Genomic DNA, 14,992 nt, shown 5'->3' on the forward strand with positions numbered 1-14,992 from the left:
CAAATCCCGTGGAGGGATTCCCGAGTGGCCAAAGGGATCAGATTGTAAATCTGACGGCTCTGCCTTCGAAGGTTCGAATCCTTCTCCCTCCACCATCATTTTGAAAATGGTTTCGCAATCTTATGTCACGAGGTTGAACAACGAAACGGCTTTCATTGCAAGACAGCTTATTGATTAATAATAAGCAAATCCCGTGGAGGGATTCCCGAGTGGCCAAAGGGATCAGATTGTAAATCTGACGGCTCTGCCTTCGAAGGTTCGAATCCTTCTCCCTCCACCATCATTTTGAAAATGGTTTCGCAATCTTATGTCTCGAGGTTGAACAACGAAGCGGCTTTCACTGCAAGACAGCTTATTGATTAACAATAAGCAAATCCCGTGGAGGGATTCCCGAGTGGCCAAAGGGATCAGATTGTAAATCTGACGGCTCCGCCTTCGAAGGTTCGAATCCTTCTCCCTCCACCATCATTCAAGCCAGTTGCATAAGCAGCTGGCTTTTTTTGTGCAAATTTATCACTTTTTTAGTCTTTTTTAGATATGCTGCTCAAAAAAACGGCTAAGATGAAAGATATATAAATACAATTAAGTGCATATTACACAAAGGACGTGTATGCCCGAACGAATGAAGCGCTTACCAACGATTGATTGGTCAAAACTAAAAATACTGATTGTTGACGATCAGCGTACTGCTGCGGTTCTATTAAAAAGCTTATTGAAAAATATTGGCATACATACCAGCAATATCGATATGGCATTCAGTTATGAGGAAGCCATTCGTTACTGCCAAAACAATCACTACCAACTTCTACTGACAGATTATCACTTAAACAGAGCCCTCAATGGTAATGAACTTACGACGTTACTGCGCCAAAAGAAACTCTTATCTTCACACTGCGGTATTCTCATTCTCTCTGGCGATCATTCTAGAGAAGTCATTTTAACCACACTCAGTATCGAACCAGACAGCTTTCTTTCTAAACCTATTTCGATCGTCGGTCTAAAACGAAAACTTGAAGAAATCTGTAATGATTGCGCTCAACGTAAGCCTATTTACACAGCACTTGAAAACAATGATATTACACTCGCCATTAGTATTGCCAAGCAACAGCTGAGTGAATATGGTCATCATCATAAAATTGAAGGGTTATTACTCGATCTTCTAATAGAACAGAAGGATTGGGAACAAGTTAAGCGACTGACAACCTTGTTGATAACACAAAATCCAACCCACAAGATCAGCCTCATTGATGCGCGAGTTAGTCATCATGAAGGGGATATCAATACTGCAATTCATAAGCTACAACAATTGGTCACGCGATCTCCACTCTATGTCGATGCCTATGATTTTCTTTCATTATACCAAGAAGAAAACGAGCAATATCACGATGCACTTAACAGCGCTAAGCAAGCCTTAAACTATACACCTAGCGTGACTCACCGCGTCTTGCAAGTTGCTCAACTCGCAGCGAACCTAAATGACTCAGATAACTTGATAAAAGCGGGAAAAATACTAGCATCTCATTTACCCATTATTGATGTTTCTTGGGTAACACGTTTTGCTGAGTTTACCGCCATTTTTGAACAACTGTACTTTGCTCAAACCTCACAACATCTACAACGGCAACTCATTCAACAGCTCAAAGGTATTCATCAGCTGGCTATCAAGCGATTATTACCCATACAACAACCTTTTCTAACGCTCTATGGTCAGATAACACTGGCACGTTTTTCGTTAGCTGACGATCAACCTTTAAAAGCTAAGCGTCGACTTATGGTTGGCTTATCAGCACATTTTGACGCTATCACAAAACTGCCTTCCGTAATTTTAATCGAAATATTACCAGCATTATTTCATCTGGGTGAGGCACAGCTGATTTTTGATATTTACCAAGTGTTTAAACAACGTGATCGTATTGATGGACATAGCCAAAACCGACTCGCAGAGCTCAAGCAAAATACCACGTCGATTAATAGTATCCACGCCTTAATGATTGACTTAAAAGAAGCCAAAATGCGATTAGAACAAGAGCACATTGCGGATCTTGTGACTTTGCAGCATTACAATGACATCATCAGTCGCTACCCACTCTGCAGTGAAGCTCACCTTGGGCGCCTACAAAGCCTTTATCAATTAGACCTTTATGATCAAGACAAGATCAAAGAAAGTATAAAGGCGATTAATATGATGCCACTACCTAGTGCACTTGAAGAATGGCGAAACAAAATATTTCAATGCTTATTGATAAAGATGACAAAAACGCAACATAACATCACCATTGATCCTTACCTGCGTCGTTACCACAGTAAAAATACCATCACCACTTTTATCTCTTGATCTGTAAGCTTACACTTATGCAAAGAATAAGCTCACTATATTCATATTAAACATTATCCCTACCATGAGGCGTAATAAGATCGAGTGCAGGCCCCATAGGGACAATACCCGTTGGGTTAATCATGGTATGACTAAAATAATAATGTCGTTTAATATGATAAAAATCGACGGTTTCAGCAATCTTAGGGAATTGGTATAACTCCTTCATATAACCTTGGATATGAGGGTAATCCGCAATACGCTTTAGGTTACATTTAAAATGACCAACATAAACAGCGTCAAAACGGATTAAGGTCGTAAATAAGCGCCAATCGGCTTCGGTTAATAGCTCTCCGGCTAAATAACGATTTGTCGCTAAATGTACATCTACTGTCTCGAGTGCTGAAAAAAGCTCAGAAAAAGCAGCATCATACGCTTCTTGCGTGGTAGCAAACCCACAACGGTATACCCCATTATTAATGGCAGGGTAAATATAATCATTCCATTGTTCAATAACAGGATGCAGATCTTGCGGGTAATAATCATCATGGTTACCCGTTAAATCATTAAATGCAGTATTAAACATGCGGATAATTTCGGATGATTCATTGCTCACAATTGTTTGTGTCTGCTTATCCCATAGTACAGGCACAGTCACACGCCCCGAGTAATCCGCTTTTGCTTGGGTATATACCTGGTGCATGAAATTGAAACCATAGAGCGGTTCAGGTTCATCAAATACCCAACCTTTTTCTAACATGTCTGCGCTAACAACCGTCACATCAATATGAGAGGTTAATTCTTTTAGCTGACGGAAGATAAGCGTGCGATGTGCCCAAGGGCAAGCCAAAGATACATACAAATGGTAGCGTCCTGATTCAGCCTTAAAACCTTGTTGACCATCAGGGCCAGTCTCACCATTTGGCGTTAACCAGTGACGAAACCCCGCATCTTCACGAACAAATTTACCATCGCTTGTATCTGTGTCGTACCACACATCGTGCCATATACCTTTAACTAATTTGCCCATGTTGGTTTCCTCACTCATCACAATCAAACATTGGGTGCCGTAATACAGCGCCTTACCTTTAATCGATTATAGGCAGAAACGAATATAAAGTCGGTGGGGAGAAATTGGTAGTGATCATCAGTTTATTTGAACAACTACAGAGACATATAATAAAGAGAAAACCAATCAAATAAGCACTGGTAGATCCTGCTGAATGTAAGGTTAAGTTTTCACCATTCTACTGTATGCTTATTACATTCAAACGGTGTTCAATACTCATATAAAAAAGAAAGGTAAAGTCATGTCTCAAGTTACATTCCAAGGTAACCCTGTTAGCGTTTCTGGTACTTTTGCTCAAAAAGGCACTACCGCTCCTGCATTTACATTATGCGGTGCAGATCTTTCTGATGTGCAACTGAAAGATTTTGCAGGTAAGAACGTTGTTTTAAATATCTTCCCAAGCATTGATACACCAGTATGTGCAACAAGCGTTCGTGCATTCAATGAAAAAGCAGCATCAACAGAAAATACCGTTGTATTATGTATTTCTGCAGATTTACCTTTTGCAACTGGTCGCTTCTGCGAAGTAGAAGGTATTGAAGGTGTTAAAACGGCATCTTTCTTCCGTTCACCAGAGTTCACTGAAGCTTATGGTGTTAACTTAAACGAAGGAGCACTACGTGGTTTAGCTACACGTGCCGTTGTTTGTGTAAACGAAGAAGGTCTTGTTACTTACAGTGAATTAGTCTCTGAAATCACTGAAGAACCTAACTACGATGCTGCGCTAGCCGCACTTAACGCATAAAACCAAGTTAGAGAATGAATACAGACTTATCGTCAATCAATGATAAATAAGCTCTTGCTAACAATAATAAATAGCCTTTTTATAAAGGCTATTTAGTCACAATAACTATTCACCATCTCCGCAGTCATCCGCATCAGCACCTTTTGCATACTTTTTATTTCGTTCAGCAATCAGCGCTTTATTTTCTTCATCTAGCTTTTTCTTTTGCTCATCAATATCAGGGGTGATATCTGATGAAAAAATACTTTTTAACCATCCAAACATATTATTCTCATTGTTATAATCATATAAACTCATACTGCATCAGTCTATCGCCACCAGCATTACTCATTTCTTTTGTCACTAAATACCATAAAGACAATTACCAACAAGGGTAAGATGAACGATAACAATTAAATGTTAATTAATCCGCTTTCGCATTACCAAGATAAGGCACTAACTTTTATCTCTTTTTATTTTTAATTACATACTCTTGCTAAAATCATAATCTTTCATCATAAAAAAGAGCTGAAATAGAAATAGCTCGCAATCATAAGCCAGCACACCAGCCTTCTTTCAGTAAAACACTCGCCTACTCGCAATATGTATTATTTGTTTATCCTATCCGCTCATGAAGCCGTCACATTGTTTCTTTTATTTGGACAAACATCATGCGATGGCGACTCCCGTTTTTTTTGATCTGTACTTGGGCTTTGGTGAACGGCAGCTTTGCCAAACCAAACGTTCCTCCCTTAACCACTACACTGACCGTTGCCAGTTGGAATCTGCAGTGGCTCGCATCTGATCCCATTATTATCATCCCCCCTCCACCCCAGCGCACCCGTGCTGATTATCAGCAACTGGCACACATAGCGACCCAGTTAGATACTGATATTTTGGCCTTCCAAGAAGTCGCGGATCGTCAAGCCATCGAAAAAGTATTAACGAATGACGAATATGTCTTTGAATTCTCCCGTCGACAACAAGAAAGCCAACACAATAACAAGCGTCACACGAAACCATGGCCTCAATTTGTCGGATTTGCTATTCGAAAAGGGATCTCATACGTGCGTAATGCAGATTTACATCAGTTGGATCTGAGGGGAAATAAGAGCTTGCGCTATGGGGTTGATATTACATTACTGAACGACGGAAAAGCGGCGCTGAGGTTACTGACTGTCCATTTGAAAAGTGGTTGCTATAGCCAACAACAAAGCACCAAAAATAGGGCTTGTCGTCAGCTCAACCGACAATTTGAAGTACTGGAGCAATGGGTAGACCGCCGAGCGGCTGAGCCTCTACCTTTTATGATCTTGGGGGATTTCAATCGACGGCTCACACTGCATAATGACCAAATGTGGCAACAGCTGGATGACGGACGCCCTACTGGATTATCACTCTATGCCGCAACCGAAGGTCAAAAGAGTCAATGTCGTATAAGAATTCATAGCAAACATAAAAAACACAGAAAGATCCGTCACTACCCTAATTTTATTGATCACATCGTGCTTGATGAACGAGCCAAACAGAAAATGGTCAACAACAGCTTTCGCGAACTCACCTCTGACGTAGAGGTGGTCAAAGCATTCAACCTAAGTGATCATTGTCCGATTACACTATCATTGAGCCTATAATATTCACCTCTCATTTTTCACAACAACGATATTGCCTTTGTATCAGTAAATATACGCATAAAAAAAGCCGCCCATATATGGACGGCTTACAATTATTCTACGTACTGCCAAGATTATGCTTGTGCTTCCACTTCCATTTCTTGACGATCGCGCATTAGTTCATCAAATACCTTACGCGCTTCTTGCGCTTGTTCAGAGGCTTGCAGCTTGTGCTCTTTAGCTGCCATCGCTTCATTGGTAAGACGCTTAATTTCATCCAGTTGTTCTTGAGGTGCATCGCCTAATTCCATACCAGATTCGCCCTTTGACAGAGCCGTGGCACGGATTTCTTTCTTCAATATCCATATTGCGTTAAGTTTTTCACGCTCTTCTTCTGCAGCTGAAATAGCTTCATCTTTCAAGCGTTCAAATTGCGCCATCGCCATGCCTTCTTTTGACCATGGATCTACATCTGGAAGATCTTCAATATTGATTACTGGATCGCTATATCCTTCCTGATGAGCCAAATCGAGCGTTGCAGCTTTCACTCCTGAAATCATCAACATAACAGCAATAACGAGCAATGGTAGACCACCAACAATTGCAGCGGTTTGCAACGTTGCCAGATCGCCCATGAACATCAGTACTGAAGGCATGAATGACAGTGTGAATGCCCAGAACAAACGGTTCCAGCGCATCGGATCTTCAGTCACGTTATTTTGTACAACAGAAGCCAAAATAAACGAGATAGAATCAAACGTTGTCGCCGTAAAGATAATACACAAGAGAGTGAACACTGCGATAACCATGGTGCTCATCGGCAACTGCTCAAGAATCGAGAAGATAGCGCGTGTAGGTCCATCCACGTTCAAGATACTAACAACATCCAGCTGACCTGAGAGTTGTAAAGACAAACCATAGTTGCCCAGGATCATGAAGTAGAGCGCACAGCCCGATGAACCAAAGAAAATTGCGCCTGACACCATTTGCTTAATCGTACGACCGCGAGAAATACGCGCAACGAACAAGCCCATACTTGGTGCGAATACCAGCCACCACGCCCAGTAAAAAATGGTCCAATCTTGAGGGAAGTGCGTATCTTCAAACGTGCCGTAGCCACCAAACGGTTCTGCCCATGTCGCCATTACGAAAAAATTAGACAGCATGCGTCCGATAGAATCTAAGCCCGTTTCTAACATAAAGAGCGTAGGACCAGCACACAAGACGAAAGCCAGCAACCCAAGTGCACCCCAGAAGTTAATGTTACTGAGAACTTTGATGCCTTCATCCATACCTTTGTAAGAAGAGTAAGCAAACAGTGCCGTACAAAGCAGCAATACACCAATCTGTGTAGTTGTGGTTGATGGAATGCCAAAGAGGTAGCTTATTCCTTCGTTAATCAAAGGTGCAGCAAGACCAAGTGTTGTCGCAGCTCCGCCAAGTAGGCCGAAAATGAAAAGTATATCAATGAACTTGCCAAGTTTACCGTGACTGCGTGATTCACCGATAATTGGCATTAGCGCCGCCGATACTTTCAATACTGGCTGCTTTCTTACGTAGAAAAAGTATGCAATAGGGATCGCTGGAATCATATAAATTGACCATGCGATTGGACCCCAGTGGAAAATACCATAAGTGGCAGCCCATCGAACGGCTTCTTCACTGCCTGATTCTAACTGAAATGGCGGACTCTGATAGTAGTAAGCCCACTCAATGGTTCCCCAATACAATATACTGGCACCGATCCCCCCGCAGAATAACATTGCAGCCCAAGATGCCGTGGCAAATTCAGGTTTTTCGTCAGCATCGCCCAGTTTGATTTGGCCAATATCACTGAACACGATATATATCATGAAAAAGAAAGCTGCGATGCCTAATGCAAGGTAGAGAAAACCGAGTTTATCGGTCATAAAAGTTTTAGCAATCGCAAGCCATTCAGCCCCTTGCACTGGAAACAGTAACAATGGCACTACAACCGAGATCAATAAGCCTAACGCACCAAAAAAGGTGGGTTTATCGATCAATTCAAAATGTTTTTTATCTATCATGCTTGCTCCTTAATCATGAAAAATTCCATGCATAAACTGGCTGATAGTCACGTATAAATAGGGTTGTCATCAAATCCATCTTTTCATCGTGACGATGAAATCAGTAGGTTGTTGCGTAATATCAATAAATATCACTATTTAACACTTGCTCCGTGATGGCTTATTGATAATATAGTCCGCGCAAACCCTTAATCAGTAGAGGTGCGCTGCCTATAAGTAACCGTGCGGAGGATGATACCGACGATGCCGGAGAAAGGAGTCAGTGCCGAAGTAACTGTTGTTATCACACTCAGTTGCTGGGTCTGCGTCGAATAGTCGCAGGACTGCCATAGTTTTTTTTCCTATGGAGCGCTACCTGAAGGGGTAACAAGTCACTTTTTCAGACGTCTTCGTTACACCTCTTTTTGGTAGATCTCCACCTTTTGTTATAGGTGTACAGAGATCATGAACCTCATCCATTATTCAGATTCCGCTTGGTCGGTTCTTCCCCCATTGTTGGCGGTAATTCTCGCTGTTACTACTCGACGAGTACTGTTATCACTCGGAACAGGCATTGTTTCCGGCGCCCTTATGCTGACGCATTTTTCACCCACAGAGGCGCTAAACTACCTATTCGATAAAGTACTTAGCATTGTGTGGGTTAACGGTAACCTAAACAGCGATAACGCCAATATGATCATCTTCATGTTATTGCTTGGTGCATTGATCAGCCTGATGAGTGTCTCTGGTGCGACTCAAGCCTTTGCCGATTGGGCTGCTGTACGTTGTAAGGATCGCCGCAGTGCAAAATCGTTAACAGGTCTAATGGTATTTATCTTTTTTATTGATGACTTCTTCCATAGCCTGTCAGTAGGTGCCATCTGTCGCCCGGTCACCGACCGCTTCCAAATTTCGCGTGCCAAGCTGGCTTATTTGCTCGATTCAACCGCCGCACCCGTTTGTGTGATAATGCCTATCTCGTCTTGGGGGGCTTATATCATCGCGCTAATTGGCGGCATTATGGTCGCGCATAACGTCACAGACCAAAGCCCCATTGCAGCTTTTGTCGAGATGATCCCGATGAACCTGTACGCGGTATTTACTCTTGTCATGGTGCTCTGTGTTATTGCTTTTCAGCTTGATATCGGTCCAATGCGTAAACATGAAGAACGGGCACTGGAAGGACAATTATGGGATGAATCTCGCGGTCGTCCACCCGGCCTTGATATTGAAACGCCTGAAGGCAGCAATGGCGGCATGATTGACATGGTACTTCCGATCCTGACGCTGACAGCAGCGGCGGTCTACTTCATGATCCAATCTGGTGCGACAGTGCTAACGGCAAAAGGCCTCGATTTTAGCGTAATAGGAGCTTTCGAACACACCAATGTCGGTTCTTCACTGGTATACGGGGCGATCTGTAGTCTGGTGGTTTCTGTGGTACTGGCACTTCGTTTGAAGCTAAGTGCAAAAATCTGGCTAAAAGCAGCGCCACAAGGTATCAGCGCTATGCTACCCGCTATCATTATTCTGTTCTTTGCTTGGACAATCGGTTCTGTCGTACGGGACATGGAAACAGGCATGTATTTAGCTTCTATGGCCAGTGGTAATATTCCAGTTGAAATGTTGCCTGCAGTGATCTTCGTGCTGTCTTGTGCGATGGCATTTGCAACGGGAACCAGCTGGGGAACTTTCGGGATTATGCTACCGCTAGCGGGCGATATTGCAGCCGCGAGTGATATCAGCATGTTGCTACCAATGCTGTCTGCCGTTCTTGCAGGTGCTGTTTTTGGTGACCACAGTTCACCCATTTCCAGTACCAGCATTTTGTCAGCCACTGGTGCTGGTTGCCATCATATGGATCACGTACTCACTCAACTTCCTTATGCGATTTCTGTTGCTTTTGGCGCCCTGCTTGGCTACATCGCGATCGGTTATACCCATTCTACATGGGCTGGCCTTATTGTCAGCGGTCTGTGGTTTGTAGTGTTTTGCTTATTTGCTTTGCGTAAAAATCAACCTGTTATGAGTATGGCCGAAGCCCGATAGTAGACACTCGCCCTCCAATTACCCTATTCCCTTTCACATCAAACATCCTCCTCTGGGTACTTGATGTGAAAGTAGAGAATTTGACATTCAGTCGGTTATCTTGAAGCAGCTTGGGTATAACAGTAGCCAAGGGGGTATGCTAATATCGAGAATCACCAGTTAACAAGCTCATAATAATTGGAATTTAGAACATGAAAGTCATCTCATTTAATATTAATGGTCTTCGCGCTCGTCTTCACCAACTTCAAGCTTTGATTGAAAAACACCAACCCGATGTGATTGGTCTACAAGAAATCAAAGTACATGATGAGGTTTTCCCTCTCGCAGACGTTGAAGCCATGGGCTACAAAGTTTATCACCATGGTCAAAAAGCCCATTACGGTGTGGCTATGTTGTGTAAACAAGAGCCAATTAACGTTCAAAAGGGATTTCCAACTGATGATGAAGACGCACAACGTCGCATGATCATGGCGACCTTTGAACAAGAAGATGGCAAAAAAGTGACAGTGTTAAATGGCTATTTCCCACAAGGTGAAAACCTGAGCCACGAAACAAAATTCCCAGCAAAAGAAAAGTTCTATGCTGATTTAATGAATTACTTAAACACTCATCATACTAACGAAGAAGAAGTAATTGTGATGGGTGATATTAATATTAGCCCGATTGACCTAGATATCGGTATCGGCCCAGCCAATGCCAAGCGCTGGTTAAAAACCGGAAAATGTTCATTTCAGCTGATTGAACGAGAATGGCTAAAAACCTTAATGGACTGGGGATTCACCGATACATTCCGTCAGTTACACCCTGATGTAGATGACCAATTCTCGTGGTTCGACTATCGTTCAAAAGGTTTTGTAGATAACCGTGGTTTACGTATTGATGTTGTACTTGCGACACCATCGCTTGCTGCTCGTTGTATCGATGCTGGCATTGATTATGAATTACGCGGCATTGAGAAACCGTCTGATCACGCGCCTATATGGTCAACATTTAAATAAACTCGTTTATCCCCATTGTGCAAGCTCATGAAAACAAGCTTGCACGTTTACCTTCAGCACTCGCAGGAAAACACATGAAATTATTTACTTTTGATCATTGTCCATTTTGTATAAAAGCGATGATGGTTGTCGGTTATAAAAAGGCAGATATTGAATTCGTCACGTTACAAAATCACGATATTGAAGCGCGTATTGAGAAAGTCGGTGCTAACTTAGTTCCTATTTTACAAAAGCCTGATGGCAGCTATATGGCAGAGAGTCTCGATATTGCAGCTTACATCGATCAACTCGATGGCAAGCCAACGTTAGGACAAAGCGTTGATGCAAGTAAGATCGCACAATGGTCAGAGAAAACACGCCCATACAGCAGTTTATTGCTTTACCCTCGCTGGCTAAAAATTGATTTACCCGAATTTCAGTGCCAAGAAGCTAAAGATTGGTTCCATAACAAAAAGTCAGCGATGATCGATGGATCATTTGATGATGCTTTTTCACATTCCGCACAATATATCACAGCATTAAATGCAGTCTTAACAGATCTCGATTGGTTAATTTTGCCATCTGAACGTGATAACAATCTAACGTATGACGATGTGAATCTGTTCCCTTCTTTACGCAACTTAACCGTCGTTAAAGGGCTCGTATTCCCAGCACAAGTACGCCGATACATTGATGAAGTGGCAGTATTAACTAACATCAATTTATACGATAACGTCGCGCTGTAGTTGAACATAAGTACACACAAAAAAGCCCAGATGTGTCCGTTAGTAACGGGAACGTCTGGGCTCATCTAATAACCTGTATTAATCTAATAAGACAGCGTGCTTACACAATCGGCCTTAAGTGTTGCAGCCAATGTTGCTCTAATTTTTTAAAGCCCCAGATAATAGTAAATGTAAGTACCATATAGCACATACCTGCAAAAAGGTAAGATTCGAATGGCGCATAATAACGCGAGTTAACTATACGAGCCGCCCCCGTCAAATCAACAATAGTTACGATACCTGCCACTGCAGAACCATGAACCATAAAAATCACTTCATTACTGTATGCGGGTAATGCTCGACGCATCGCACTGGGTAAAATAATACGGCGAAATGCTTGTGGTGTACTCATTCCATACGCTTTTGCAGCTTCAATCTCACCTTTCGGTAAGCTATTAATTGCCCCTCGGATAATCTCTGAAGTATAAGCAGCTGTATTTAAAATAAAGACAAAAAGTGCACAAAACCATGCTTCTTGCCACAAGGTACCTTGTACCTCAATAAGCTGACTTAACCCGTAATACACCAAATACAGCTGGATTAATAAAGGCGTACCACGGAAAAAATAGATATAAGCCCAAGCTGGAAAATAGATCATCGGATTTTTACTATTACGGGCAATGCCGACTGGTATAGCAATAATTAACCCAATAACCAGTGCAACTGCGACCATCCACACCGTGGTGATAAACCCATCAAGGTAAAGATCCCAGCTTTCAAAAAGAATACTAAAGTCCATATATTACCTCGTATGAATGCTAAATCGACGCTCAGCCCACTTAAGTGCTGATGTAGACAGTGTGGTGAACAATAAGAAAATAACTGCGATGGTCATATAAAAGGTAAATGGCATTTGCGTTGCACCTGCCGCCAACGACCCTTTACGGACCATGTCGTCTAAACCAATAATCGATACCAGCGCTGTTGTTTTAAGTAGTACTAACCAGTTATTACCAAAACCCGGTAACGCATGTCGGATCATTTGCGGTAATAAAATTCGATGAAAAGATTTAAAGCTGCTCATGCCATATGCTTTGCCAGCTTCAAGCTCTCCTTTATCCACCGATAAAATTGCACCACGGAACGTTTCTGCCATATAAGCACCAAAGATAAAACCAATGGTTAAGACGCCAGCCACAAAAGGGCTTATTTCAATATAGTCAGGTAAGTAGGCCGTCCACTCGTGAGTTGGATCACTGGATGTAAAATATTCATTAAACCATTCATTGATGCGATACAAACTATCGTTAAGCAGCATTTGCCCACCGAAAAAAATCAGCATCATCAATACAAGGTCAGGAATACCACGAATGACTGTGGTATAGATGGTAGCAATGGCTCTTGCCCAACGGTATGGCGATAGTTTCGCCAATGCACCAAGCATACCTAAGATTACTGCGAATAAGAGTGACAACAACGCAACCTGGACTGTTACCCAAGCACCTTCTGCCAATGCCCATTCATATCCTTTTAAATCTAACACGACAGATCTCCAAAAAAGGCCTAAAAGCTATAGCCATTAGGCCCTTGAAAATACAGCTTCGGTCATCAAAGCTTAAATTGGTAATATTAAGTTTAAATACAAAATATCTAATTATTGACCGTAAACATCGTAAGCAAAGTACTTAGCCGCAATTTCTTGGTAAATACCTTTTTCACGTAGTGAGATAATCGCTGCATCTAGCTTCTTGGTCAGCTCTTTGTCTTGCTTACGTAATGCAATACCAAAGCCTTCACCAAACCATTTAGGATCAGTTAACGAAGGACCAATAAACTCATACCCTTCACCACCTTCTTTATTAATCAGACCTTCTTCTAGTGCAGAAGCATCACCCAATACGCTAGCAATACGACCCGCTTTAAGATCAAGGTAAGCATCATCAAAAGAACCGTAACGAACAATAGTCACTGAGTCGCCATAGTTATCAGTTAGGTATTTATCGTGTGTAGTCGCACGTTGAACGCCAATTTTCACACCTTTTAAACCTTCTTTAGTAAAGTCGATTTCAGTGCCTTTTTTAGCAACAAACTTGTTCGGGATAAGCGCATATTTACCCGTAAAATCAATCTTTTTCTTACGTTCTTCAGTGATCGACATTGCAGCAATGATTGCATCATATTTACGAGCAAGTAGAGAAGGAATTATGCCATCCCAATCTTGAGCAACGATCTTACACTTCGTTTGAAGTTCTTTACAAAGTGCATTGGCCATATCAACATCAAAGCCTTTCAGCTCGCCACTTGGCTCAGTCCAGCTAAATGGAGGGTAAGCACCTTCAATACCGAAGCGCACTTCTTTGTACTCTTTTGCTTGTAAAGATGTTGCACCCAATGCCGAAACCATTGCTGCTGCCAAAATCCATTTTTTCATCTTACTTCTCCTATGATATTTACCGTCTGCTGCATGCCCCAACATCGTTCAGCAGCCACCTTGTCATTTATTTTACAAATGTATTCAATTAGCTATCTAACATTTATGAACAAATACTCATCTCTAATAAATGGAAGAGATAAACTTTTGTAATCGTTCTGATTCTGGATTTGTGAATAATTTTTCAGGATGGCCTTGTTCTTCAACAATACCCTGATGTAAAAACATCACTTGATTTGATACATCACGGGCAAACGCCATTTCATGGGTGACCACTAACATGGTACGGCCTTCTTGTGCCAAATCTTGCATTACTCCTAACACTTCCCCGACTAATTCAGGATCAAGCGCAGAGGTGGGCTCATCAAAAAGCATCACTTCAGGGTCAACTGCCAATGCGCGAGCTATCGCTGCACGTTGTTGCTGTCCACCAGACAAATGACCAGGATAATAATGACGTCGCTCATAAAGACCGACTTTCTTTAAAAGGGCTTCAGCCTTTTCAATAGCTTCTGCTTTAGGCACACCTAAAACATGAATAGGTGCTTCAATAACGTTTCCTAGAACCGTCATATGCGACCATAAATTGAATCCTTGAAAGACCATAGCTAAACGGGAACGAATACGTTGTACTTGCTTTTCATCAACCGGTAAAAATTCACCACGACGATTATTCTTCATTTGAATGAGTTCGCCATTAACCCAAATTTCACCCTGAGTCGGAATTTCTAACAAATTAACACATCGAAGAAAGGTACTCTTACCTGAACCTGATGATCCAATAATAGAGATAACATCGCCTCGGTGAGCCGTCAAAGAGATCCCTTTTAGCACCTCGTTCTGACCGAAAGACTTATGTAGGTCCTTTACTTCAAGCGCCACTACATCTGTCATGTGCGCTAACTCCTGTAGCTCCATAAAATCGAGAAATTGCTCGCAAAATGTTTGTCTGTTTGCAAACACATTCATGAAGGTATCACCACGAAATACAATTGGCAACATTTTGTTAACTTTAAGGGTTTGGTATTAATAGTCAATCAAAGCGAATATTTACGCATAAATA

General features: G+C 41.9%; 13 protein-coding genes, 3 tRNA genes and 1 riboswitch. Of the genes, 9 read left to right on the plus strand and 7 right to left on the minus strand.

Going from position 1 to position 14,992, the window contains the following annotated elements:
* Positions 1 to 10 precede the first annotated feature (10 nt).
* The 4 genes from C9J48_RS24395 (at position 11) to C9J48_RS24410 (ending at position 2,335) form a co-directional block, all read left to right on the plus strand.
* Positions 11 to 95, plus strand: a tRNA-Tyr gene (locus C9J48_RS24395).
* Positions 96 to 195: 100 nt separating this feature from the next.
* A tRNA-Tyr gene (locus C9J48_RS24400) sits at positions 196 to 280 on the plus strand.
* 100 nt (positions 281 to 380) lie between these two features.
* Positions 381 to 465: transfer RNA gene (locus tag C9J48_RS24405), tRNA-Tyr, on the plus strand.
* 145 nt (positions 466 to 610) lie between these two features.
* Positions 611 to 2,335 carry a response regulator gene (locus C9J48_RS24410; RefSeq protein WP_006232854.1) on the plus strand — a complete coding sequence of 575 codons (1,725 nt, stop codon included), beginning with the start codon at positions 611 to 613 and terminating at the stop codon, positions 2,333 to 2,335.
* Between the two features lie 46 nt (positions 2,336 to 2,381).
* Here the strand turns inward: C9J48_RS24410 and C9J48_RS24415 are convergent, their stop codons facing one another.
* Positions 2,382 to 3,344, minus strand: a complete 963-nt coding sequence (locus tag C9J48_RS24415; protein WP_006232853.1) for a glutathione S-transferase family protein — start codon at positions 3,342 to 3,344, stop codon at positions 2,382 to 2,384.
* A 280-nt stretch (positions 3,345 to 3,624) separates the two neighbouring features.
* On the opposite strand from C9J48_RS24415, the gene tpx reads away from it, so the two are divergent.
* Entirely contained in the window at positions 3,625 to 4,128 is a 504-nt protein-coding gene (tpx, locus tag C9J48_RS24420) for a thiol peroxidase (RefSeq protein ID WP_006232852.1), read from the plus strand.
* 105 nt (positions 4,129 to 4,233) lie between these two features.
* Here tpx and C9J48_RS28035 read toward each other — a convergent pair whose 3' ends face one another.
* Positions 4,234 to 4,392 carry a hypothetical protein gene (locus tag C9J48_RS28035; protein ID WP_006232851.1) on the minus strand — a complete coding sequence of 53 codons (159 nt, stop codon included), beginning with the start codon at positions 4,390 to 4,392 and terminating at the stop codon, positions 4,234 to 4,236.
* Between the two features lie 386 nt (positions 4,393 to 4,778).
* Between C9J48_RS28035 and C9J48_RS24425 the strand changes: the two genes are divergently transcribed.
* On the plus strand, positions 4,779 to 5,741 hold the full coding sequence (locus C9J48_RS24425; protein WP_006232850.1) for an endonuclease/exonuclease/phosphatase family protein: 963 nt from the start codon (positions 4,779 to 4,781) through the stop codon (positions 5,739 to 5,741).
* Between the two features lie 113 nt (positions 5,742 to 5,854).
* On the opposite strand, the gene C9J48_RS24430 is transcribed toward C9J48_RS24425, so the two are convergent.
* On the minus strand, positions 5,855 to 7,768 hold the full coding sequence (locus C9J48_RS24430) for a BCCT family transporter (RefSeq protein ID WP_006232849.1): 1,914 nt from the start codon (positions 7,766 to 7,768) through the stop codon (positions 5,855 to 5,857).
* A 188-nt stretch (positions 7,769 to 7,956) separates the two neighbouring features.
* Positions 7,957 to 8,130: riboswitch (Lysine riboswitch) on the plus strand.
* An 82-nt stretch (positions 8,131 to 8,212) separates the two neighbouring features.
* Between C9J48_RS24430 and C9J48_RS24435 the strand changes: the two genes are divergently transcribed.
* The 3 genes from C9J48_RS24435 (at position 8,213) to grxB (ending at position 11,519) form a co-directional block, all read left to right on the plus strand.
* Positions 8,213 to 9,796 carry a Na+/H+ antiporter NhaC family protein gene (locus tag C9J48_RS24435; RefSeq protein WP_036804011.1) on the plus strand — a complete coding sequence of 528 codons (1,584 nt, stop codon included), beginning with the start codon at positions 8,213 to 8,215 and terminating at the stop codon, positions 9,794 to 9,796.
* Between the two features lie 191 nt (positions 9,797 to 9,987).
* On the plus strand, positions 9,988 to 10,794 hold the full coding sequence (gene xthA / locus C9J48_RS24440; protein WP_006232847.1) for an exodeoxyribonuclease III: 807 nt from the start codon (positions 9,988 to 9,990) through the stop codon (positions 10,792 to 10,794).
* Between the two features lie 74 nt (positions 10,795 to 10,868).
* Positions 10,869 to 11,519, plus strand: coding sequence for a glutaredoxin 2 (gene grxB / locus C9J48_RS24445; RefSeq protein ID WP_006232845.1), 651 nt, complete (start codon positions 10,869 to 10,871; stop codon positions 11,517 to 11,519).
* A gap of 100 nt (positions 11,520 to 11,619) precedes the next feature.
* Here the strand turns inward: grxB and C9J48_RS24450 are convergent, their stop codons facing one another.
* From C9J48_RS24450 to C9J48_RS24465, 4 genes are all read right to left on the minus strand, one after another.
* Positions 11,620 to 12,297: an ABC transporter permease gene (locus C9J48_RS24450; RefSeq protein ID WP_006232844.1), complete on the minus strand. Its 678-nt coding sequence runs from the start codon at positions 12,295 to 12,297 to the stop codon at positions 11,620 to 11,622.
* A 3-nt stretch (positions 12,298 to 12,300) separates the two neighbouring features.
* On the minus strand, positions 12,301 to 13,041 hold the full coding sequence (locus tag C9J48_RS24455) for an ABC transporter permease (protein WP_006232843.1): 741 nt from the start codon (positions 13,039 to 13,041) through the stop codon (positions 12,301 to 12,303).
* A 111-nt stretch (positions 13,042 to 13,152) separates the two neighbouring features.
* On the minus strand, positions 13,153 to 13,929 hold the full coding sequence (gene aotJ / locus C9J48_RS24460) for an L-arginine-binding protein AotJ (RefSeq protein ID WP_006232842.1): 777 nt from the start codon (positions 13,927 to 13,929) through the stop codon (positions 13,153 to 13,155).
* Between the two features lie 123 nt (positions 13,930 to 14,052).
* Positions 14,053 to 14,823: an ABC transporter ATP-binding protein gene (locus tag C9J48_RS24465; protein ID WP_036804106.1), complete on the minus strand. Its 771-nt coding sequence runs from the start codon at positions 14,821 to 14,823 to the stop codon at positions 14,053 to 14,055.
* Positions 14,824 to 14,992: the final 169 nt, after the last annotated feature.

Source organism: Photobacterium profundum (assembly GCF_003026285.1).
GTDB classification, from domain to species: Bacteria; Pseudomonadota; Gammaproteobacteria; order Enterobacterales; family Vibrionaceae; genus Photobacterium; species Photobacterium profundum.